This is a genomic window from Solirubrobacter ginsenosidimutans (assembly GCF_027587205.1).
Window position 1 is genome coordinate 1 of sequence record NZ_JAPDOD010000090.1, and the last position, 21,298, is coordinate 21,298.

The following is a 21,298-nucleotide window of genomic DNA, read 5'->3' on the forward strand; positions in this document are numbered from 1 at the left end:
GTGCTCTGATCGGCACCACGCTGGGACAACTCACGACCCACCTGCGCCTGCGCTAGCGCACCGTTAGCCGATTCGTCCATACGCGCATCCTGCGATCGCGTCCATGGGCGGTCATCGACCCGATGGGATGAAGTTCGCGCCCAACCACGAACGCCACTCGAGACTTCATGCCATCTGGTGGATGACACGCCGGCTCAGCCGCGGTTGATTGGGCACGCGCTGCATTCGCAGCTCGGCAGAAGGAGCGACCACCATGACGGACGTCAAGCAGGCCCCTGTGGGGAATGGCGCAGTCGGGACTGGGGACAATGGACACAACGGAGAGCCGGCGGTATCGCTTGGCGCGCGCCCGCGCCGACCAAAACCGACGGCGGTCGTCCATCTCACCGTCGCCGAGCGGGCCGCGAAGGGCAAGGCGGCGAGGGTTGCGGCGCCGCGCGACGCGCACGGCGACTGGCAGCCGGCCGCCGATCGGCGTGACCCGGTTGACCTCCTGGAGGAGCAGGCTGCATCCAGGGTCCGGGAGCTCGTCCCGATCCGCTACGGACGCATGCTCGTCTCGCCGTTCACGTTCTTCCGCGGCGCCGCCTACCCGATGGCGGCCGACCTCGCCGACGCGCCTCGGACCGGGCTCGATGTGCAGCTCTGCGGTGATGCGCACCTGTCCAACTTCGGGGCCTTCGGGGCGCCGGACCGGCGGTTGGTGTTCAGCATCAACGACTTCGACGAGACGCTGCCGGGCCCGTTTGAGTGGGACGTCAAGCGGTTGGTGGCCAGCTTCGCGGTGGCCGGCCGTGATCGCGGGTTTGACGCCAAGCAGCGGCGTTCGATCAATCGGACGGTGAGCAGGGCGTACCGGGAGGCAATCAGGGAGTTCGCCGGGATGTCGAATCTCGACCTCTGGTATTCGCGGATCGACGTGGACGAGATCGCCGAGTTGGCGGCGTCGCAGGCGTCCGGAAAGCAGCGCAAGACGTTTGAGCGCAACGTGGCGAAGGCGCGTTCGAAGGACAGCATGAAGGCGCTGTCGAAGCTCACGCAGGTCGTCGACGGCGAGCCGCGGATCGCCAGTGACCCGCCGCTGATCGTGCCGATCGAGGAGGTCGCGGCCGGCGCGGAGGGGTTCGACCACGCGGAGTTCGTACGGGGAGTCATCCGTTCCTATCGGCGCACCCTGACCCCTGACCGTCGCGAGCTGCTTGAGCGCTTCCGGTACGTGCACGCGGCGCGCAAGGTGGTCGGTGTCGGCAGCGTCGGCGCGCGTGCGTGGATCGTGCTGATGCTCGGCCGCGACGAGCACGATCCGCTGTTCCTGCAGGTCAAGGAAGCGCAGGCGTCGGTGCTCGAGCCGTTCGTCGGCAAGAGCAAGTTCAACCACCACGGCCAGCGCGTCGTCGAGGGCCAGCGATTGACGCAGGCGGCCGGCGACATCATGCTCGGCTGGATTCGGGTCGCGGACCTCGAGGGCGTGAACCGCGATTTCTACATCCGTCAGCTCTGGGACGGCAAGGGCTCCGCGCTCGTCGAGTTGATGGATCCGTCGGCGATGTCGCTGTACGCGGGGCTCTGCGGCCACGCGCTCGCGAAGGCGCACGCCCGCTCAGGAGACGCGATCGCGATCTCCAGCTACCTCGGTGGGGGCGACAGCTTCGACCGCGCGTTGGCGACGTTCGCCGAGGCCTACGCCGATCAGAACGAGCGCGACTACAAGGCGCTGCAGGACGCGGTCGCGTCCGGTCGCGTCACAGCCGAGTCAGGCCTCTAAATCACCGAAGGGAAGGGAGCATCACCATGGCAGATCAGAGCCAAGCCCCGGTCGACCTCTACATCGCGGCGTACAGCGATCCCAACGCCGCCCAGGAGGATTGGGACACCATCAAGCAACTCGCAAAGGACGACGTCATCACCGTCGAGGCGCTCGTGCTCGTGACCCGAGACAGCGCCGGCAAGATCGACGTCAAGGACAACTTCCACACGGTCGGCGTCACCGCGGGGCTCGGGGCGGCCGGCGGCCTGCTCATCGGGCTGATCTTCCCGCCCGCCTTCCTCGCCTCCGGAGTGGTCGGCGCCGGCATCGGCGCGGGCGTCGGAGGCCTGGTCTCGCACGCCCAGAAGAAGGACATCAAGGAAGAGGTCGCCGACTCGCTTCCGAACAACAGCTCGGGCATCGTCGCCCTCTTCGACGAACAATGGGTCGCCGAGGTCGAGAAGGCCACAGCCAAAGCCGACAAGGTCTCAAAGCACGAGGTCGACAAGGACAGCGCCGAGGAGGCCAAGAAGGCCGCAGCCACGGCGTAGACCCGTCCGCTTGTCTCCGGCCTACGGGGAGTGGGTGCGACGTGACCCGAGGTCGGAGACGAGCAGCGCGACGACGGTGACGAGATAGATCTGCCCCACGAGCGCCTCGGTGACCGCGAAGGTGTGGCCGAGGTCGGAGCGCGTGAGCACGTCGCCGTAGCCGACCGTGGTGAGCGTCGTGAAACTGAAGTACAGGCAGTGGGCGGTCGTCGCGGCGACGTCGTTGGCAAAGACGGGAGCGCTGCCGAGGTTGTCGATCGTGCCGTAGGCGAACGCGCAGAACATGCCGAACGTCAGGTAGAGGCACAGGACGCCGAGCACTGCCTGGACCGTTGTATGCCCACGGGCGCGCAGGCCGCGGAGCACGCCCATCGCGATGGCCGGCGGCGCGACGGCGACCAGCAGGCCGCTCGCGATCCGCGCGGGACCAGTGTTCGCGGTGCCCATAAGTGCGAGTGCGGCGACCGCGGCGACGAGGATCGCCCCGGCGGCGATGGCCAGCGGCACGATCGGCCCGTTCACCTCGCCGGCTCGCAGCGCGAGCACGAGCGTGGTCGCGCTAAGGGCAGTGATCAGGACCTCCTGCCACGGGCCGCCGGGTGCGATGCCCTGCACGAGAAACAGCACCACCAGCGAACCGAACAGCAGCCCATAGCGTTCCTGCAGCCGGGCCTCGCGTCGCTTCGCGCGGGTCTCTTCTTCGGAGCGTCCGGACTGGGCGGTAACCACGCACGCAGCATCCGCGCGTCACGCCGCGCGCGCGTCATCCCGACTGGATGAAGCGCGACCCCGGCTGGATTTCATCCCATCGGCACGATGAGATCCAGCCGCCGCAGGCTTAGCTTCGGCACGCAACCGACGAAGGGAGCCACCATGGCCGCATCGGCAGACACCCCGGTCCTCGACCTGCTCAGCAGCATGACCGCGGAATCGGTCGTCGTGTCGGGCCTCGATCCGCAGTCGCTGATGGTCGCTCGGATCGCCGCGCTGGTCGCGACCGATGCCCCGGCGATCTCGTATGTGCTCAACCTCGAGGCGGCGGTCGAGGCCGGCATCGACGCCACGCAGGTTCAGGGCGTGCTGACGGCGGTCGCGCCGATCGTCGGGACCGTGCGAGTCGCCTCGGCCCTGGGCAAAATCGCCGACGCGCTCGAGATCGAACTCGAGATCGCAGAGCTCCAAGCGCAGAGCGAGGAATAGCCACGCAATCTTGATCCGCGGGGCTCATCCGACATTCATCCCATCAGCACGATGCGTGTCGATCCCGGCTGCGGTTGGATCGCGGTTAATTGCTATGGATGACTACACGGATCGCCTTCGCAAGCTCGCCCTCGGGGACGAGGTGTTGGTCGCCGCGGTCCTCGCGGGCGAGCCGAATCGAGAGACGTCAGGCCTCGAGGACAAGATCCACGCCCTCGTGCGCCTCAGTACGACGTTCGCCGTCGACGCCGGCCAGACGTCGTATCAACTAGCGGTCGAGCGCGCACTGGCCGCTGGAGCCACCCCGGACGAGATTGCCGGCACGCTGCTCGCGGTCGTAGGCCTGACCGGGGTTCCACGAGCTGTCGCGGCGGCCCCGATGCTCGCGCTCGCGCTCGGCTATGACGTCGACGCCGCGCTCGAAGGCCTCGACGCATGAAACCGGTGTCATCTTTTCGCTCGTCAACCATTCCGGGTGATGCAGCAGCAGGCAACTCTGCGAGGCTCGGCGAGTGTCCAGGCAGCCATCCGCGAGCGCTACGCATTTTCTGACGATCGCCGCGGGCGAGGTGAACCATGACCCCGGTCGATCTCCCGTATGAGTTGATCGAGGCGAAACTCGCGCCACCGGCGCTGCACCTCGACACGGTCGTAAAGACGGAGCTGGTCGATCGGCTCGGCGCGTCGAAAGCACGCGCGGTGAGCGTGGTGGCGCCAGCCGGTTTCGGTAAGACGACGTTGCTCGCGTACCTGGCCGAGCGTGATGGCCGGTCGTTCGCGACGGTGGCGCTCGACGAGCGCGACAACGATCCGGTGGTCCTGCTGCGCTACGTGACGGCCGCACTGAATCGCGTCGAGCCTGTCCCGGCGCCGGTGTTCGAGGCGCTCTCGACGCCGGGTCTGTCGGTCCGGACAACCTGTCTTCCCCGGGTCTGCGCCGCGTTTTCGGCGGTGGCGAGCCCGGTCGTGGTGGTACTGGACGATGTGCACCTCGTGACCGATCCAACCTGCATGGACGTGATCGCCGCACTCATCGACCACGCTCCGGAACGATCGCGCATCGTGTTGTCGAGCCGGGAGGAGCCGGCGCTACCGCTTAACGTGCTGCGGTCGCAGGGCCGGGTGTTGGAGATCGGCGCCGGCGATCTGCGCCTGAATACGGACGAGGCGGCAACGCTGCTGCACAATGCGGGCGTCGATCTCGATGACGTCGCCGTCTCCGAGCTCGTGGAGCGGACCGAGGGCTGGCCCGCGGGCCTGTATCTCGCCGCGCTGTCGCTCAAGGCGGGGAGCAGCGGCCCGCAAGGGGTCAAGGCGTTCGGCGGAGATGACCGGTTCGTGACCGACTATCTGCGCTCCGAGCTGCTGGCGCACCTCACGGACGACGAGGTGCGGTTTTTGACCCGCACGTCGGTGCTCGATCGGATGTGCGGTGGGCTGTGCGACGCGGTCGTCGAACGACACGACTCCGCGCGCGTACTCGTGACCTTGGAGCGTCGCAACCGTTTCGTCGTCCCGCTCGAGCGCAGCCGGACGTGGTACCGCTATCACCACCTGTTCCGAGATCTGCTGCGCAGCGAGCTCGGACTCCGGGAACCGGAGATCGCATGCGAGCTCAACCGCCGGGCAATGGCATGGTGTGAGACGAACGGCATGGCCGAACCGGCGCTCCACTATGCCCACGAGGCCGGAGACACCGACGGCGTCACCCGCTTGATCGAGCAGCTCTTTCTGCCGGCGTGGTACTCCGGCCGCGTGGCCACCGTCGAGTCATGGCTCGGCTGGTACGACGACGCGTTGCTCCGGCGCTATCCGACGATCGCCGTGCTCGGCGCCTGGGTCTACTTCCTCACGGGGCGGCCGGCCGAAGCCGCTCGCTGCGAGCGCGCCGCAGAACTGAGTACGGCATCGCCTGTAGTCCCGGACGGGAGCGTGTCGATCGAGCCGTGGATCGCGGCACTGCGCACCTCCACGTGCCCCGACGGAATCGAGCGGATGCTCGCGGACGCCGAACTCACCATCGAGCTCAGCCCCCACGGATGGTTTCGACCGGCCGCGCAGCTGGCCGCCGGCGTTGCGCACATGCTCCTCGGCGACCCGGAGCGTAGTCGCGAAGCGCTCACGCTCGCCGCTGGGATCGCCGCGTCGGTCGGTGCCTCCGAGGACGCAACCGCCGCCCTCGCAGAGCTCGCCTTCGTCGCGATGGAGGCCGGAGCGTGGGAGGAGGCCGCGATCCACGCGGCGCGGGCGGTGGCGACGGTCGAGAAGGCGGGGCTCGACGACTACATCGTGAGCGGGCTCGCGTTTGCCGCCACGGCCCGGGTCGCCATTCATCACGGCGACGTCAAGCAGGCCCGCGAGGACGTGGCCCGGATCCATCGCGTGCGGCCGCTGCTGAATCATGGGTTCCCGTGGATGTCGGTCCAAGCCGGGCTTGAGCTCACGCGCCTGCACCTCCAGCTCGGAGAGGCCGGCGTCGCGGGCACGGTGCTAGGTGAGGCCGAGGCCATCCTGCGAGTCCGCCCGCGGCTCGGCGCACTCGCCGAACTGGCGCGCGAGCTGCGACAACGCGTCGCGGCGACGACAATGCCGAGCGGCCAATGGGCGCTGAGCCTCACGACAGCGGAACTCCGGCTCCTACCGCTGCTGACGACGCATCTCGCCTTCCCGCAAATCGGCGAGCGGCTCTTCCTCTCGCGCACCACGATCAAGACGCAGGCGAGCTCGATCTACCGCAAGTTCGGCGTGGCGTCACGAGACGAAGCGATCGAGCGCGCCGTCGAACTCGGCCTGCTCGAGGACTCACGCCTCCCGGCCTGGGCCGAGTCGCCTGCGCAGCTCGAGCGCCAGCATGACGGCAAGGCGCTGCTCGCCCGGCCGGTAGCCGAGCAGCTCGGTCGCGCGGGCCACTCGCTGCAGGACGGTGTTGCGGTGGGTGTGCAGCCGCGCGGCGGAGCGCGGCGCGTGCTCAGCCTCGTCGAGAAAGACGCGCAGCGTCTCCCGTAGCCGCCCGGCGGCCGGGTTGTCCTCGGCCAGCGGTCCGAGCGTGCTCACGACGAACTCGGCCGCTCGTTGATCGTCGTGCGCGGCGAGCGCGGTCACCTCGAGCTCGTCGTAGGTGGCCACCTGACCGCCTTCGCGGTTGCGGGACACGAGCCGCTGCACGCTGATCGCCGCTTCGTGACTGCGCCTGAAGCCGACGATCCCGCGGAGCGTCGGACCGATGGCGGCGCGCAGGTCGGTCTCCTGTAGGGCGGCCCGGAACGCGGCCGGGGCGACGCCGGCGTCGGTGCCGATCCACGCCCACAGGGTCGTCGTGCCGGCCGAAAGGGTCAGCGGCCGGCGCGCGCCGACGCTGCGGGCGAGCGCGACGGCCCCCGACTCGAGCGCGCCCTGCGGCACGTCCGGCGGCTCGGCCCAGAGCACGATCGCGGTGTGGTGGCGGCCGAGGTCGTAGCCCAGCCGGCGGCTGGCCGCCTCGCTGTCGAGCGGGGCGCCGTCGAGAATTAGCCGGACGGTCTCGGTGCGGCGGGCGAGGGCGCCGCCGAGGATCTCCTCGCGTTCGCGCTGCATCTCGGCGATCACGCGCCCCAGCACCTGGTCGACGTAGTCGAACAGCAGCCGCAGCGACGCGTCAAGGACCGAGAAGAGTTCCTCCCCAGGCCCCACGACCGCTTCAGCGCACGCGAGCCAGCGCTGCCAGGCGACTTGTTGCCCGCGCCGGTAGCCCTTGTAGATCACGTCCGACTCGATGCCGCGACGCACGAGCGTGCGGGCGAGGTCGAGTGCCTCAGGTGCGACGTCGGCCGGTGGCGGATCCACGGCGCGCCGGGCGACATTGACCAAGCGGCGGAGGTTGCCGCGCGTGCTCGCACTCACCTCTGCCGCGATCGCCGGATCGGCGCCGAGCGCCGGTATCGCCCCGATGATCACCGCGTCCGCTTCGGCGACGATCGCGTCGAGATCGGCCTCGAACCGGTCGGCGATGGCACCCATCAGTTCCAACATGCGCTCCGAGGTCACCTCACTAGTGTGCCACGGCACATAACACCGGTGAAAGAGTAGGCCCAGTGCCATAGCTGTCGACGGGGTCGGTTCCTACCTTCGATCGTATGTCGGAGCGACGAGCAGCGGTGACCGAGAAGCGTGCCGTGCCACATGTGCGCGCGGCCGTGATCGGCGCTGGACTGACGGGTGTGTCCGCCGGGGTCGCCTTGAAGTCGCAGGGGATCGATGAATTCGTGATCCTCGAGCCTGCGCGCGATCTCGGCAGCGCCTACCCGATCGCGGCCGAGAACGGCCTCAACGACCGGTTGCGCGTCGGGCAGGAGCTGCGCGGTGCGACCTGGGACGAGGCGCACCAGCGCTGGTCAGTCTCGACGACCGAGCTCACGCTCACCGCCGACATCCTGATCGACGCAGCGGGGCCGCTGACCGAGTCGCAACTGCCCCCGTTCCCCGGGTTCGCAGGCTTTCCGGGCCTGATCTTCCATGCCGGCCGCTGGGACTACGATCACGCGCTCGACGGCGAGCGCGTCGCCGTGATCGGCACGGACGTGTCCGCGGTCCAGCGCGTGCCCGAGATCCAGCCGCGGGTCGGACGCCTGATCGTGGTCCAACGCACACCCGGCTTCGAGGTCGCCTGCAAGCGCGCGCCGATCGCCGACGACTGGTACCGCGCGCTGGCCAGGCCCAACGTCGATGTCGTGGCCGGCGGCGTGCGCTCCACGCGCGGGCGCACGCTCATCGCGCAGGACGGGAGCAAGCACGACGTCGACACGATCATCCTCGGCACGGGCTTCGCGGTGCTGCCGCCGCCGCTCTCCGGGCGCATCCGCGGCCGCGGCGACCGGGTCCTGGCCGACGTTTGGCACGACACGCGACAGCACTACCGCGCGGTCGAAATCGCCGGCTTTCCGAACTACTTCCGCCTGTCGAGGTTCATGATCGGGCCCCAAACCGCGTACCTGCGCGACGTGCTACGAGCCATGGACCAGCTCGGCCTGGCGAGCGTGGAAGTCTCCGAGCGCGCCCAGGACGACTACATGGCCTCCGAGTGCCGCGAGACCGCCCGCACCGCCGGGGCGCTCGACGGCTGGTACCGCCGCCTGATGCGCCGCTTCGCGCCGAGCGATCATCGCCTCGTCGCGGCGCGGGTGCACGCGTGACGCGGGAGCTCAGGTTCGGCAGCAGTGGACAACTGTACTTCCTGCGTGGGCACCTCGCCGGCCGGGCGACCAACGACGACGAAAGCGTGGATGGCTAATGGGCTCGTTCGACATAGGGGGCAAGGTGGCGCTCGTCACGGGTGCCGCCCGGGGGATCGGATTCGCAACTGCGGGCGCGCTGCACCAGCGTGGCGCTGCCGTGGTCATCGTCGACCTCGACGCGCGCGACGCCCAGCGCGCCGCGCAGGCCATCGGACCGCGCGCGATCGGCTTCGGCGCAGACGTGAGCGATCTGGCCGCGATGCAACGCGTCGTGACACAAACGGTCGAGCGACACGGGGCGCTGGACATCGTCGTCGCGAACGCCGGCATCGCGCCGAAGCCGAGCAGCGTACGCACGATGCACCCAGGGCTCTTCGACCGCGTGATCGAGGTCAACCTGCTCGGCGTGCACCGCACGGTCAGCGCGGCGCTCCCCCAGGTCGTAGCCGGGGGCGGGCACGTGGTCGTGACGTCGTCGGTGTACGCATTCATCAACGGCGTGCTGCTCGCCCCCTACGCGATGTCTAAGGCAGCGGTCGAGCAGTTCGGTCGCGCGCTGCGCGCCGAGCTCGTGCACCACGGCGCGTCGGCGAGCGTCGCGTACTTCGGGTACATCGACACCGCGATCGTGCGGGGCGGCGTTGCCGAACCGCCCGGTAGAAGCTTGAAGGCGCGCTTCCCGCGCGGGCTGTTGGCGCCGATCGGGCCCGACGTCGCTGCCGCCGCGATCGTGCGCGGCATCGAGCGCCGGGCGCCGCGTATCGTCGCCCCGCGCCGCTGGATTCCAATGTCGATCCTGCGCGGGCTCGTGAACCCGCTGCTCGATCACCGGACCGAGCGCAACGCGATGATCCAGGCGATCGTGCGCGACGCCGACCAGGTCGATCCAGACGTCGTTTCGCGCGTGTGACACAAGCAGCTGACCGTGCGGATCATGCCGCTCGGGCGCGCTGCCCGACCCGCCGAGCGCGCGCCCGAACGATGCTCACCGCCGTCACACACTCGGGGGAGATGAAAATGAACCCTTGAAGTAGGAGACGCTGAAGCGCGCCTCGGGAACGAGGACCGCCCAGACGGTCAGGCCGGCGAGGACGTGATAGCCGCTGTCTGAGGGCCGGGAGCCGGTCGGCAAAGGGGTCCCGGGTCTCGCGGCGGTGTGGCGGCGCGGAGTCCGCGCGAGACGGTTCCGTCACGATCGGCGGTTAGGGTTTCCTGTGTGCTCGCTCGCGTCCGAATCCTTCTTCCGTATCTCCTCCACGTGGCAACGCCGGCTGTGCCCGCTTCCGTGGAGTTCGAGCGCGACGGGGTGACCGTGCTCGTGCGGTGGCCGTATCAGTCGGCGGCCGACCGTTCGATCTACACGATCGAATCTGTAGCTCCTCCCTCTGACATTGCCGATTCACTAGGTCCTCTTGATCCGGTTCGAATCAGCCCGAACGTCCGAATAGACGGCGGTGAGACGTTCGCCGCCGACGCGATTCAGGTCGAGCTACGCGCCCCGGCATTTGCGCGCACGAGCGAGGATTCGCATCGATTGGCAGCGCTCGCCGTGGATTCTGCGCAAGGTGCGCTAGAGCGAATTCGATCCGTGACCCGTGCGGCGCATGTTCGACGCCTGACCCGTGACGAGACCGTCTGGCGGTTGGACTATCTGAATGAGGACGGGTCTGAGCTTGCCCCGGCTCCGCCCCTGTTACGTGCGAGCATTAGCCCCGGCGCGATCGACCTCACTGCGGTCGCGGTCACGAATGAGATTTGGGAGGCTGCACGGAGCCTGCCGAAGGACTTCCGAACTCCGCCGTGGGAGACACTGTTTCTAGACGCTGTCTCGACGCGGTGGAATATCGGGCCAGCGCTCGTGCTGATGTACGCGGCACTCGAAGCGAGGATCACAAACGCCATCGAGGTGCTGATCGACAGCACCGATGCCGACCCGGAACTGTGGTCGTGGATTACCGACCGCGACGAGAAGTTCCACTTGCAGCCGTCGATGAAGGACAAGTACAGCGTCGTGATCAAGGCGCTGTCCGGCGAGAGCCTGAAGGTGCGCGACGCGAAGCTATGGCAATCGTTCGTCCAGATTGGAAAAGGGCGAAACAGCTTCGCTCACGGCGAGCCAGCAACGATTGATCGCAAGCCTGTGACGGACCTCGACATGATCCGACTGCTCGATCACTGCGGCCGCATCTTGAATTGGGTCGACTCTCTGCTTCCGTCCGAGCATCGACGGCCACAACGCGAGATCGCGTCGCAAATCGAAGTGACTCGCTTTCTCGCACGCTGAGGACCGCCGGTCGCCTACGCCTACGGCCCACACTGAGCGCAACTCGGCAGATCTAGGATCGGCGAAACGGCTGTAGAGCCCAAGCCGCACTAGGCGCAACCCCATGGTCGGGTTGTGGTCCCGGCAGCCGTGTCGGTTGGCGCCCGGCCGGATGCGGTCCGAGAACAGGGCCAGCGCAATCACTGAGGCGCGTTCGGCGGGGGCCGGCGGCTCGACACGGCCGCCATGCGCCCGCCCCGGCCCAGGTGGGTCGATAGCCGGTACACGCTTGTAGGCGACGCCGACGAGAATTCGTCCCTATAAGCGCGAGACGTGCCGACCTGAGGTGCAGTGCAGTACACCGAGCATGGCGCCCCGGAGGTCTGACCGCTCGATCGATCGCTCGAAGCGGCAGGTTGCTTACGCAGACGTGCGGACCACGGCACGCGGGTCGCGCGGGTAAACCGCCAGTGCGTCTGCGCCGTCGAAGCGTTCGGCCCAATCGAGCGCCTCGACAACCTCGTCCTGAGTGACTTCGACCCGCGCGCGTCCAGCGACAATCGGAAACAGCGCCTTTGGAACGTCGCGACGCCAGCGGACGGTCGTCCACCAAGCGTCGGCGGTGGCGCCGGGACGGCGCCGGAGTGCGTAGTAGGAAGCGTGCTCGACCATGCGTCGGACTCTGTTCAAGCTGTGAAAGCCCTGTGAAACGCCGAGACTACACAAGGTTCGTTCGGAGCTTGTGAAAACTCGTCGCGCGGAGCGCGCCGAGGGCCGCTAGCGGCCGAAGCGGCTGGCCGTTCCCGGCGAGCTGCTGGGCCTCGTGCCTCTCAAGCCAAGCCCGCCCGCGATGCGCCCGCACGCCGAGTTGCAACTCGGTTGGCCTTTCCGCCGACCCGGCGGGCTCTAGGGGTGTGACGAGCCGGGCCGACACGATCGACGAATACTTCGCGAGGCTGGCGCGCGGCTATTTGCCCGCCGTAAACGCGCAGGATTCACCGGACGGCACTGCGAGTCGCGCGCGATCTCATAGGGACTGCCGCCGCGCGCAGACCAAACGCGCAACGTCTGGAGGGCGCACCCGACTCCGGTGGTCGGCGGCACTCGTCGTCTTGATCGCCACTGGCGCCGCGCTTGCGATCGCCGTAGCGGCGCTGAACAAGACGCCGCAACAGGCGCCGAGGATTGCTGATCGGAGGAGCTCCGAATCCGGGATCGCGCCGCCGGCCCCATCGAGGCTCCGCGTGGATGAGCGCTCACCCCGCGTCGTTCCGCGCTCGGGCGACAGGCGCACGAGTCGAACTGGGTCTCGCGTTCGCGAACGCCGTGGCAGGCCGCGCAAACGGTTGTCGCGGAGCCGGCCAGCGGTCGCCAGTCGTCGGACTCCACAGCGGCCAGCGCAACCGCCGCAACGGTCCGTGTCGACGTCGCCCGTCCCGCCGTCGCCCGTCCCGACGTCGCCCGTCACGCCGACGGTTTCAAGCTCCGCAGATCAAGCCTGTGTCGAGTTCCCCCCTTGCTGATGTCAATCAATCGGAGGCGATCGTGATCCCAAACCCGTTGTTGCTCATCCGTGCCGCCGCGTGCTGTTCGGCTGCCGCCTACGCCTCACTCGCAATCGCACACGCGCATGCGTTGCGCGCGGCGGGCGTCACCGGCAAGGCGCCGGCCAACGCCGCGGCGATCGAGAAATTCGTCTCGACGATCACCGACAACGCGTTGTGGGTGATCGGCACGACCTCGGGCCTCGCGGGTGTCGTCATCGGCGGCCTGTTCTTCTTCGGCCACAGCCGCGCCGCGGATTACGCCCTGAAGATCCTCATCGGCGCCGTCGTGATCGTCTCGTCCGGCGGGCTGGCGGCGTAGCGAGCAATGCGTGGGCCGGTCGCAGCGCGTCGACTCAGACGCTGCACGAGAGCGGCGGTCCCGTTGGCCTGCGTGCTGCTAGCCGTTCGTGCGGCAGTGCCAGCGAGCGCGCACGCCGCGGATCTCTTCCCCGTCGACGACTGGCTCGGCTCCGGGATCAAGAAGGCCGGCGAGGTCGCGCTCGGGCCGCTGAAGGTCGGCGCCGAGGAAATCGCCCGTCTGCTGGCGACGATCGTCGGCGCCCTGGCGGACTTGCTGATTCCGAAGAGCCTCGTGCGCGCGGGGATCGACGGGATTCGCTGGCTCGTCGAGCTGCCGACGGTTGGCAACGAGGTCTCCGCGACGGGAGCCGTCGGCGCCGTGCGGATGCCGCATCTGGCCGAGCTGCGCGGCGTGCTGACGTGGATCGGGATCACGCTGTTGCCGCTCGGCGTCGTGATCAGTGCGGGACGTGCGTTCCTGATGCCGGGTGTCGACACGGATTCGCCCGCGGAGATCCTGCAGCGGGCGTTTACCGCTGGGTTCGGGTTGTTGACCTACGACTGGGCGTGGGGTGTGTTGACCCGCCTCTCGCGGCTGCTGACGGACGCGCTGCTCGGCCTTCCGTGGGTCGCTGACGGCGTCGAGCGGATGCTCGAGACGCTGCTGATCGGCGGGGCCGCTGGCACGGCCGTGGCGTCGGAGTTCGTGATCCCGCTACTGATCGCCTGCGCGGGTGCCGCGCTGCTCGGACTGCTGGCGATTCGCGTTGGCCTTGAAGTCGTCACGGCACTGGTCTACGTGCTCGGCGGTCTCGCGCTCGGCGCATCCGTGACCCCCTTCGGCCGTAGGCTGCTGTCGGCCTGGATGCTGGCGGCCGGCGCCATTTTGCTGCTGCCGCTGCTGTGGACGGCGGTCTTCGTCACGGGTGCCGCGTTGATGCTCGACGCGCAGCCGGCGGGCGGTTCGGGGTTCGTCGGCTTTGTCGCGCAGCTCTACAACGTGGTCGCCGCTCTCGCGGTGTTCGCGCTGGCGATCATGCTCGCCAAGGGTGTGTTCCGGCAGGCCCTCGGCGCGATCAACTCGGTTGCGCTCACGCCCACGTCCGTGCGACCGGCCGGCCTTCAACGCGGCGCAGCCGCTGAACGAACTCGCGGCCTGACGACCAACGCGACGCCAGCGGGCCTTGCGCGCTTCTCGCAGCAACTGCGCGGCGGCTCGCAACGCGCCGCGGTGGCGGGCACGACCGCGGCAACCTCGGCCGTTCGGCATCCCCTGACCATGTTGCGCGGTGCCGGCGCGGCGACTAGGCGCCAGGTGCAGACGACGCGGACCGGCGCCGACGCGCTACGCCTCGCCATGAGCCGGCCAGGCCTCGCCGCACTGGGCGACGTCGCGCGCACGCGTACCGCCGGTTCGCTGCGAACGCGAACGAACGGCAACGGTCGGGGAGCCCCACTCGGTCGCCAAGCGCCTGGCGTTCGAGCGCCGACGCCGCAGCGCGCGCCGGCACGGGCATCCGCGGCCGGCGCGCACCCAATGGCATCAAGCTCAGAACCCGCGCGCCGGGCTTCGCCACCGGAACCAGCTCGACACGCGCGCCCGCCAGTCGGCGTCGAGCAGGGAACTCGCTTCGCAGTTGAGCGCGATTGGCTCGAGCGCTCACGCAACGCCCGTTCCGCTCCGGAGGAGGGAGGCAGCAATGGACGACGGTGAACTCCGTCGCGCGTACCGCACGCTCGACGAGCCGATGCGGGTGCTCGGAATCTCGCTCACGGGCTGGGCAAGCCTCCTTGTCGCATGCGGACTGGGCTACGCCTGGCTGTTGATTTCCCCGCTGGGGTGGCGCGCGAGCGTCTCGGTCGCTGTCGTCGTCTTCGGCGGCCCGGCGGCGCTCTTGGCCTTGCGAGAGCAGTCCACGATCGGGCCCGGACGCCTGCTGCTCGCAGTGGTGCGCTGGCGCTTGCGTGCGCCCATGATCTTGACTCCCGCCGCTGACCGGCGCACTCGCCGCGGTGGTGTCCGCCTCGACGTCCCGGCCCCATCGGACGATGCCGTGAGCGACACGGCGCTCGTCGACGGTTGGCCCGCAGCATCCGAGGGAGCTGCGTGAGCCGGTCGCGGTCACTGGCTGATGTGGTGCCGATCGCGGCGGTCGAGCCTGACGGGCTGATGGTCACCAGCCGGCGCGAGTACGTTCGGCTGCTCCGGCTCCCGCGTGTGTTGCAGCCGCTCGCCGGAGGTCGCGGCCATCGAGAGCAGTTGCGCGATCGTCTCGCCGCGATCGCGTCGGGCCTGCCCGCCGGCGAGCGCCTGCAAGTGGTGGTCAGTGCGGAGCCACTCGACGCGGAGCGCGCGCTCGCGCGCGACTGGCGTGAGATCACGACCAGCACGCGCGATTGCGATGCCTCGACGCAGGAGGCGATGCGACGCCTCGGCTATGGGCTCGAGCAATCCGTTCGAGCTAGTGGCCCTGTAGTGGATGCGGTCGAGGTCGACTGGTTGGCCGCCATCGCCCACCGAGGTGCCGCGATCGCGCACCCACGCGGCGGCTGCGCTGTGATTCCTCGCGCCGTGCACGAGGCGGCTGCGGCCGACTCGTGGGAACTTGCCGACGGGATGCGCGGCGATCTCGCGGCGGCAGGGTGCGAGGTTGAAGCGCTCGATGGCGGCCAGGCACTGGCCGAGCTCGCACGAGCGATCGACCCATCCCGTCGTCTCGACGCGGTGGAGTTCTCAGGACTACCGGTCGTTCTCGACACGATCGACCCCGAAGCCGCGCTCGCGCATCGCCATGGCTTGATCGCCGCCATCGGCGGAGGCGCCCAGCTCCGCGCCGGTCGCGACACGTTCGAGCGAGCTGATCACGACGCCCCCGCGCGCGAGGTCGAGGCGGTCCTGCACCTCTCGTCGCCACCCGGCCACACGAGCCCCTGGTGGATGCTCGGCCTGCTCGAATTTCCCGCTCCGTGGCGACTCGCGGTGCACGTCACGGCGACCGACCGTGTGCGCCAACGGCGGCGCTATCGTCGGCGTCGGCGTCGTCGTCGGCTGTGGGCGGATCTGCGGCGCCGCGAGCGCAAGGGCGTGCTGGTTGACGAAGACGCCTACGCGCAAGAGGAGGAAGCGGCTGAGATTGCCGCCGAGCTTCAATCGGGGGGCGCAGCGGGGCTCTATGAGGTCTCGCTGTATCTCTCGATTCGGCGACCAGTCGAGGAACGTGACGAGCTCGCACGTCAGCTCGCGCGATTGATCCGCGAGTTTGAGAGCTACACCGACGCACATCTCTACGACGGGCGGTTCCTGGTCGAGGATTCGTGGCTCGGGACGCTTCCGCTCGCCATCGATCCGCTGCGAGCGTCGCGGCACTTCTCGCAGCGCAACATCGCCGATTGTCTGCCGCTGCTCTCGACGAGTGCGTCCAGTCGCGGAGGAGTGCCGTTGGGCTTCGCGACGCCGGGGAACACGCTCGAGCGCGTCGACCCGTTCGATCCGCGCTACCGCACCCACGTGGTGCTCGTCACCGGAGCCAGCGGCTCCGGCAAGACGGTGACCGTCAACGCCGTGCTCTCGCGCAACGTTGCCCGCGGCGCGCGCGGGTACATCATCGACCGTTCTTCCAGCGAGGACGAAGGTGGCTCCACGCGCCAAGCGGGTCACTATGAGCAGTTCGCCCAGCTGGTTCCCGGATCACGCGTCCTGCACTACGGCGCGAGCGAACGCGATGCCGTCCTGAACCCGTGGGACGTCGCCGATGTGCACGCCGTCTCAGCGAGCAAGGTCGGATTTCTGCTCGCGCTACACACGCTGCTCGTCGGTGACCCGACGTCCGGTGTGCCGGCGCTCGCCGGCCTCGAGCGAACGCTGCTCACGCGCGGGATCCAGGCCGTCTATGCGCGCTGCGCGCAGACCGGCGAAGCACCGCGCGAACGCTTGCTCTACGAAGAGCTTCGCCGCCTGGCGCGAGAGCAGGTAGCCGACCAGGCCGACGGCGACCTGAGCGTTGCCTCAGAGCTCCGGCGCCTCGCCGAACGGCTGCACCCGTTCATCGATGACGGCCCCAACGCCTGGATGTGCGACCAGCCGACGACGCTCGAATCAGGCGCGCCGCTCGTGCTGTTCGATCTCGCCGGCCTTCCCGACGCGCTCGCCGGGCCCGTCATTCTCACCCTGGTCGACTACATCGACCGCGACGTCGCCCAACGCCGCGCACGCTTCCGCTCCGGCCACAGCAACGAATCCGGACCGTGGGCGGGCCGCAGCTTTCTGGCGATCGACGAGGCGTGGAAGCCCCTGCTCACGCCGGAGGCCGGGAGCTGGCTGAACGAGTGGGCCCGGCGCACGCGACACAACGCGTGCGCGCTGTTCGCCATCACCCAACACCTCGCAGACTTCGCCAACGCGCAGGGGCGTGCGCTGCTGCGCAACTCGGTGCTGCGGCTGATGTTCCACACCGCTCACGACGAGCTGGACGGCGTTCGAGAGGCCCTCGGCTACCACGACGAGGACCTCGACGCCGTCAGCGGACAAGAGACGCGCAAGGGCGAGTTCGCGACGTGTTATCTCGACTCCGAAGTACACGGGCGCACCGCGGTGCGCATCTACCTCTCAGACATCGAGTACTGGGCCTGCAGCGCCGACCCAGACCGCGACCAACCACTGCGCGCGCTGGCCATGGCGGAGGCCGACGGAGACGCCTGGAATGCGATGCGACTCCTCGTCGACCCCGCATGGCACCACGCGCGAGCAACCGAGCTCGCTCGCGTCGCTGAAGCGCTCGAAGAGGCCGCGTGATCGCACCCGGCACAGCCGCTAGCGCACTGCTCGGCGGTCGAGCCGGGTTCGCGCTCCCGGCCCGCAGCACGGGTCGCTCGTGGTGGTTGTGGTGCCTGGCTGGGATTCCCGTGGCGCTGATCGTGCTGCTCGTCGTGCTCGTAGCGCTGCTGGCCGGCGCGCTGCAGCAGGAGTGCGGGTCCGCTTCCGGCGGTGGGTCGACTCCAGCAGGCGGGCTCGGAGGAATCGCCGGCACCGGCCTCACGCGCGCGCAGATCGAGACGACGCGCCAGAGCCCGTACGCCAGTGACCGCCGCACGGCCGGCACCTTCGACAGCACGAGCTACGGACCGCCGTGGGGCGGGATACAAGGCGCCGGCATCAGCACGAGCGCCGGCCTACGAATCAAAGGTGGCTCCCCGCGCTGGTACATCGTGGCGGTCGACCCCGTTCTGGTCGGCCACGGGCAACTTGTCTACCTCTGGCCCAACCCCTTCGACTGGAAGGGCCCGTTCCTCGCCGCAGACACTGGCGGCGCGATCCAGCAATACCGGATCGACTTCTACGACTGGCGAGGTCGTGCCAGGCAGCGCGCCTGGGGGAGACGGCCGACGACGCTCACCCTGGCTCCACACGACGCCGGCCAAACCGCACAGCTGGCGGCTATCGCCGGCGTCGGCGACTGCGCTCCGGCCGCCGGCGATGAGTCAGGCGATGCGCTCGCGCTTCCCGGAACGCTCGGCCGCGTCACGATCGCCCCGCTGGCGAACGCCGTCGGCAAACCGATTCGGCCCGAGCTACTTCGCTTCATCGCCGGCGTCGCTGGGATCGCTGGCCGCGACCTGATCATCACGACGGGCACCAACCATTCCGAGCTCACGAGTTCGGGCAACGTGTCAGATCACGTCGTCGGATTGGCGGGCGACTTTGGATCGCTCGCGAATCACTTCCCCCTCGATGGCGGATTCGGCACCAAGCTCGCGGCCGCAGGACTTCGAGCGGCCGGTGTCGACGCCGAGACGGCATGGCGACTCGCGGCCGCGGGCGGCGGTCACAACGTCTGCCACGACGGCTGGCGAGTCCAGGTCATCTGGCGCACCGGCGACCACCACGACCACGTCCACATCGGCCTCAAGCACGGCTGCTCATTCACCGGCGTCCAGACCTTCCAGATCTGATGACCCGGCCATCACAACGACCGATCCTTCTCGCGCTGACGGCGCTAGCGGCCGGCGCCGCGCTGGGCCTCGGAGCCGCCGCGCACGGGGAACGGCTGATCGCGATGCCGACGCCACGCGACGCGCTCCTCGCCACGGCGTCCACCGCCATGGCGTTGTTCGTCCATAACGTCGTCGTCGCCTGCTGGCCGCTTGCTCTGGCGGCGCTGGGATGGGCGCGCATCCCAGTCGTGCGAGATGTCGCCGACGTCCTGGTCGCCGCGCAGCTCATCGGCCACGGCGCGCTTGTCGGTAACGCGCTCGAACAGGAACCCGGGCTGTGGCGCTTCCTCCCTCACGTGCCCGCCGAGTGGTTTGCCCTCGCGGTCCCATGCGCTGTTTGGATCGCGGCTCGTCGCGGCCGTGACCTGCCGTTCAGGCTCTGCCTCGCGGCCGTTGCGATCACGGTCGCGGTGATGGCGATCGCGGCGGCGATCGAGACCTATCTCGTCCCGATCCCATGACGCGGACGCTGTTGAGCGGTGGCCGACATCGGCCTTCGGGTCATCGACGAGGCGTCGGTGCCGGCCCTTGGGATTCGCCTTCAAGCATGGCCGCTCGCGGATCGGCTGCAACCCCTACACGTGGGGTTCCCCTCCCAGCCGGTCGGTTCCGCCGACGCGCTCCAGGAGCGGCCGAACTCGGCTTCACACCCAAGGACCAGCACCCTAGCCGGTCCACAACGCCCAAGGAGGCACCACCAATGTCGGCCAGCAACATCAACCGCGTCGTCCTCACCGGCAACCTGACCCGCGACCCCGAGCTCCGCTCGCTCCAGTCCGGCACCTCGGTCTGCAGCCTGCGCATCGCCTCCAACGCGCGGCGCAAGGAGAACGGCGAGTGGGTCGACAAGCCCAACTACTTCAGCGTCACCGTGTGGGGCGCGCAGGGCGAGAACTGCGCCCGCTTCCTCTCGAAGGGCCGGCCGGTCTGCATTGACGGCCGCCTGGACTGGCGCGAATGGCAGGGCCAGGACGGCTCCAAGCGCGAGTCGGTGGAGATCGTCGCCGAGTCCGTCCAGTTCCTGGGCGGCGCCGACGCCAGCAGCAACGGCAACCACCCCAAGTCGGACCACGCCGGCGAGGAGCGCGAGGAGGAGCCGGTGGCCGCCGGCTCGGGAGACGACACGGACGATATTCCGTTCTAACAGCCGTCGCGGGTGGGTCGCCATCGCGACCCACCTACCGGCATGAGCGATTCGATGACCTCCACCGAAGTCTCCAAGGCTGCCGTCGACTCCGGCCTGCCCACGACCGCCCCGAGGCTCCTGACCGCTGCACTCAGCTACGCAGTCGCCGGATGGCCGATCTTGCCGTTGCATACGCCACGCGCCGACAGCACGTGCTCGTGCCGAGACCGGACCTGCACGAGCCCAGGCAAGCACCCGCGCATCGGCCACTGGCTCACGGACGCAACCACCGATCCGCTGACCATCGCGGCTTGGTGGCGGCGTTGGCCAGACGCCAACATCGGCATGCTCACCGGCGAGCTCGTCGTCCTCGACGTCGATGGCGAGTCCGGCAGGCGCTCGCTTCGCGAGCTTCAAGCGTCTCACGACGCGCTGACCGCGACCCGCATCGCCACGAGCGCGCGTGGGATGCACCTCTATTTCCGCTCCACCGGCACCAACGTCAGATGTTCTGTCGGCCGCGTCGCGCCGGGAATCGACGTCCGAGGCCACGGCGGATACATCGTGGCTCCGCCCAGTTGGCACGCCGATCAGGTGAACTACCGATGGGCAACGGCGCACGAGATCGGGCCGCTCCCGAGCTGGCTCGCCGAGCTCTTGAGCGCTTCCGCTGATCCGATGGACCGAGAGCCGCTCCCGGGCGCCGTGGTCGACGTCGGCAGCGAACGAGCTCGTCGCTACCTCGAGGCGGCAGTAGACGCCGAGCTGCTCGAGGTGGCCCGGGCGAAGCCGGGCACCCGCAACGCCACCCTCAATCGCGCCGCGTTCCGACTCGGACAACTGACCGGCGCTGGGCTGGGAGATCGCCTGCAGTTGGCCAGCGCACTTCTCGGCGCGGCGGTCAGCGCGGGACTCGGCGAGCGAGAGGCACGCGCGACCATCGCGTCGGGCCTCAGCGCAGGAGAACGGACTCCGCGAACGATCTCGGCCAGGTTCTAGACGTCGCTGCCAGGCTTGAAGCTGGCGGGCTCGCCGATTGTGCGGCGCCCGCCTGGGAGATAGTGGAGATCGATTGCCTCGGGTCGATATCTATTCACTCATCTGAACCCGTAGCCGGCTCAAGCGCCGCCGACAGCACCGCTCGCGCGGCCCAGTCGCGCTCACGCGCAACGTGCACGGCCTCGTCAAGTTCTACGCCGCGTGCGGCCAAGTCTCGCGCTTCGCCGGCCGGCTGGGAGGGGCGTCAGTCCGGGGCGATCTGCCCTAGGGGTGTCGGGGCGTGTGAGCGTCGTGCGAGGAGCGACGGGATGAGCAGTCCGTAGAAGAGCGCGATCGCCGCGCCGATGACGTTTTCGACGACGCG

Annotated in this window: 18 protein-coding genes and 1 pseudogene; 15 read left to right on the forward strand and 4 right to left on the reverse strand. The window is 69.1% G+C overall.

Annotated elements, in window-relative coordinates; genetic code table 11:
* Window positions 1-550: 550 nt before the first annotated feature.
* Both OM076_RS43080 and OM076_RS43085 read left to right on the forward strand, forming a co-directional pair.
* Window positions 551-1,765: a DUF2252 domain-containing protein gene (locus OM076_RS43080; protein WP_372518146.1), complete on the forward strand. Its 1,215-nt coding sequence runs from the start codon at window positions 551-553 to the stop codon at window positions 1,763-1,765.
* 26 nt (window positions 1,766-1,791) lie between these two features.
* Complete coding sequence (locus OM076_RS43085; RefSeq protein WP_270046404.1) at window positions 1,792-2,298, forward strand: DUF1269 domain-containing protein; 507 nt, start codon at window positions 1,792-1,794, stop codon at window positions 2,296-2,298.
* A gap of 21 nt (window positions 2,299-2,319) precedes the next feature.
* On the opposite strand, the gene OM076_RS46620 is transcribed toward OM076_RS43085, so the two are convergent.
* Window positions 2,320-3,027, reverse strand: a complete 708-nt coding sequence (locus OM076_RS46620; RefSeq protein ID WP_270046405.1) for a potassium channel family protein — start codon at window positions 3,025-3,027, stop codon at window positions 2,320-2,322.
* An 87-nt stretch (window positions 3,028-3,114) separates the two neighbouring features.
* Between OM076_RS46620 and OM076_RS43095 the strand changes: the two genes are divergently transcribed.
* The 3 genes and pseudogenes from OM076_RS43095 to OM076_RS47165 all read left to right on the forward strand — a co-directional run.
* Window positions 3,115-3,498, forward strand: a complete 384-nt coding sequence (locus OM076_RS43095; RefSeq protein WP_270046406.1) for a hypothetical protein — start codon at window positions 3,115-3,117, stop codon at window positions 3,496-3,498.
* A 94-nt stretch (window positions 3,499-3,592) separates the two neighbouring features.
* Window positions 3,593-3,937, forward strand: a complete 345-nt coding sequence (locus OM076_RS43100; RefSeq protein WP_270046407.1) for a hypothetical protein — start codon at window positions 3,593-3,595, stop codon at window positions 3,935-3,937.
* Window positions 3,938-4,509: 572 nt separating this feature from the next.
* Window positions 4,510-6,258, forward strand: a pseudogene (locus tag OM076_RS47165) (winged helix-turn-helix domain-containing protein); the annotation flags it as partial.
* A gap of 42 nt (window positions 6,259-6,300) precedes the next feature.
* On the opposite strand, the gene OM076_RS43110 reads toward OM076_RS47165, so the two are convergent.
* Window positions 6,301-7,494: a PucR family transcriptional regulator gene (locus tag OM076_RS43110; RefSeq protein ID WP_270046408.1), complete on the reverse strand. Its 1,194-nt coding sequence runs from the start codon at window positions 7,492-7,494 to the stop codon at window positions 6,301-6,303.
* A 116-nt stretch (window positions 7,495-7,610) separates the two neighbouring features.
* On the opposite strand from OM076_RS43110, the gene OM076_RS43115 reads away from it, so the two are divergent.
* From OM076_RS43115 to OM076_RS43125, 3 genes are all read left to right on the forward strand, one after another.
* Window positions 7,611-8,666: a flavin-containing monooxygenase gene (locus tag OM076_RS43115; protein WP_270046409.1), complete on the forward strand. Its 1,056-nt coding sequence runs from the start codon at window positions 7,611-7,613 to the stop codon at window positions 8,664-8,666.
* 97 nt (window positions 8,667-8,763) lie between these two features.
* The gene (locus OM076_RS43120) at window positions 8,764-9,618 is read left to right on the forward strand and encodes a short-chain dehydrogenase/reductase (protein ID WP_270046410.1); all 855 of its coding nucleotides are present in this window, start codon (window positions 8,764-8,766) and stop codon (window positions 9,616-9,618) included.
* Window positions 9,619-9,924: 306 nt separating this feature from the next.
* Window positions 9,925-10,992: a hypothetical protein gene (locus OM076_RS43125; RefSeq protein WP_270046411.1), complete on the forward strand. Its 1,068-nt coding sequence runs from the start codon at window positions 9,925-9,927 to the stop codon at window positions 10,990-10,992.
* A 399-nt stretch (window positions 10,993-11,391) separates the two neighbouring features.
* Here OM076_RS43125 and OM076_RS43130 read toward each other — a convergent pair whose 3' ends face one another.
* The gene (locus OM076_RS43130) at window positions 11,392-11,643 is read right to left on the reverse strand and encodes a hypothetical protein (protein WP_270046412.1); all 252 of its coding nucleotides are present in this window, start codon (window positions 11,641-11,643) and stop codon (window positions 11,392-11,394) included.
* Between the two features lie 888 nt (window positions 11,644-12,531).
* Here OM076_RS43130 and OM076_RS43135 point away from each other — a divergent pair.
* From OM076_RS43135 to OM076_RS43155, 5 genes are all read left to right on the forward strand, one after another.
* Window positions 12,532-12,837 carry a hypothetical protein gene (locus OM076_RS43135; RefSeq protein ID WP_270046413.1) on the forward strand — a complete coding sequence of 102 codons (306 nt, stop codon included), beginning with the start codon at window positions 12,532-12,534 and terminating at the stop codon, window positions 12,835-12,837.
* Between the two features lie 96 nt (window positions 12,838-12,933).
* Window positions 12,934-14,532 (forward strand): hypothetical protein, encoded by a 1,599-nt coding sequence (locus tag OM076_RS43140; protein WP_270046414.1) that lies wholly within the window; start codon window positions 12,934-12,936, stop codon window positions 14,530-14,532.
* Complete coding sequence (locus tag OM076_RS43145; RefSeq protein ID WP_270046415.1) at window positions 14,519-14,929, forward strand: hypothetical protein; 411 nt, start codon at window positions 14,519-14,521, stop codon at window positions 14,927-14,929. Before OM076_RS43140 ends, OM076_RS43145 begins: the two co-directional genes overlap by 14 nt.
* 26 nt (window positions 14,930-14,955) lie before the next feature.
* The gene (locus tag OM076_RS43150) at window positions 14,956-17,610 is read left to right on the forward strand and encodes a VirB4 family type IV secretion system protein (RefSeq protein ID WP_270046416.1); all 2,655 of its coding nucleotides are present in this window, start codon (window positions 14,956-14,958) and stop codon (window positions 17,608-17,610) included.
* Between the two features lie 110 nt (window positions 17,611-17,720).
* Entirely contained in the window at window positions 17,721-18,767 is a 1,047-nt protein-coding gene (locus tag OM076_RS43155) for a 3D domain-containing protein (RefSeq protein WP_270046417.1), read from the forward strand.
* A gap of 44 nt (window positions 18,768-18,811) precedes the next feature.
* Here the strand turns inward: OM076_RS43155 and OM076_RS43160 are convergent, their stop codons facing one another.
* Window positions 18,812-19,354, reverse strand: coding sequence for a hypothetical protein (locus tag OM076_RS43160; RefSeq protein WP_270046418.1), 543 nt, complete (start codon window positions 19,352-19,354; stop codon window positions 18,812-18,814).
* A gap of 155 nt (window positions 19,355-19,509) precedes the next feature.
* On the opposite strand from OM076_RS43160, the gene OM076_RS43165 reads away from it, so the two are divergent.
* Together OM076_RS43165 and OM076_RS43170 are read left to right on the forward strand one after the other, a co-directional pair.
* Complete coding sequence (locus OM076_RS43165; RefSeq protein WP_270046419.1) at window positions 19,510-19,953, forward strand: single-stranded DNA-binding protein; 444 nt, start codon at window positions 19,510-19,512, stop codon at window positions 19,951-19,953.
* Between the two features lie 54 nt (window positions 19,954-20,007).
* On the forward strand, window positions 20,008-20,934 hold the full coding sequence (locus OM076_RS43170) for a bifunctional DNA primase/polymerase (RefSeq protein ID WP_270046420.1): 927 nt from the start codon (window positions 20,008-20,010) through the stop codon (window positions 20,932-20,934).
* Window positions 20,935-21,298: the final 364 nt, after the last annotated feature.

Bases quoted from the DNA above. Each gene is read 5' to 3' on its own strand.
- OM076_RS43080 (WP_372518146.1), top strand. From the start codon at position 551: ATGCTCGTCTCGCCGTTCACGTTCTTCCGCGGCGCCGCCTACCCGATG.
- OM076_RS43085 (WP_270046404.1), top strand. From the start codon at position 1,792: ATGGCAGATCAGAGCCAAGCCCCGGTCGACCTCTACATCGCGGCGTAC.
- OM076_RS43095 (WP_270046406.1), top strand. From the start codon at position 3,115: ATGAGATCCAGCCGCCGCAGGCTTAGCTTCGGCACGCAACCGACGAAG.
- OM076_RS43100 (WP_270046407.1), top strand. From the start codon at position 3,593: ATGGATGACTACACGGATCGCCTTCGCAAGCTCGCCCTCGGGGACGAG.
- OM076_RS43110 (WP_270046408.1), bottom strand. From the start codon at position 7,494: ATGGGTGCCATCGCCGACCGGTTCGAGGCCGATCTCGACGCGATCGTC.
- OM076_RS43115 (WP_270046409.1), top strand. From the start codon at position 7,611: ATGTCGGAGCGACGAGCAGCGGTGACCGAGAAGCGTGCCGTGCCACAT.
- OM076_RS43120 (WP_270046410.1), top strand. From the start codon at position 8,764: ATGGGCTCGTTCGACATAGGGGGCAAGGTGGCGCTCGTCACGGGTGCC.
- OM076_RS43130 (WP_270046412.1), bottom strand. From the start codon at position 11,643: ATGGTCGAGCACGCTTCCTACTACGCACTCCGGCGCCGTCCCGGCGCC.
- OM076_RS43145 (WP_270046415.1), top strand. From the start codon at position 14,519: ATGGACGACGGTGAACTCCGTCGCGCGTACCGCACGCTCGACGAGCCG.
- OM076_RS43165 (WP_270046419.1), top strand. From the start codon at position 19,510: ATGTCGGCCAGCAACATCAACCGCGTCGTCCTCACCGGCAACCTGACC.
- OM076_RS43170 (WP_270046420.1), top strand. From the start codon at position 20,008: ATGACCTCCACCGAAGTCTCCAAGGCTGCCGTCGACTCCGGCCTGCCC.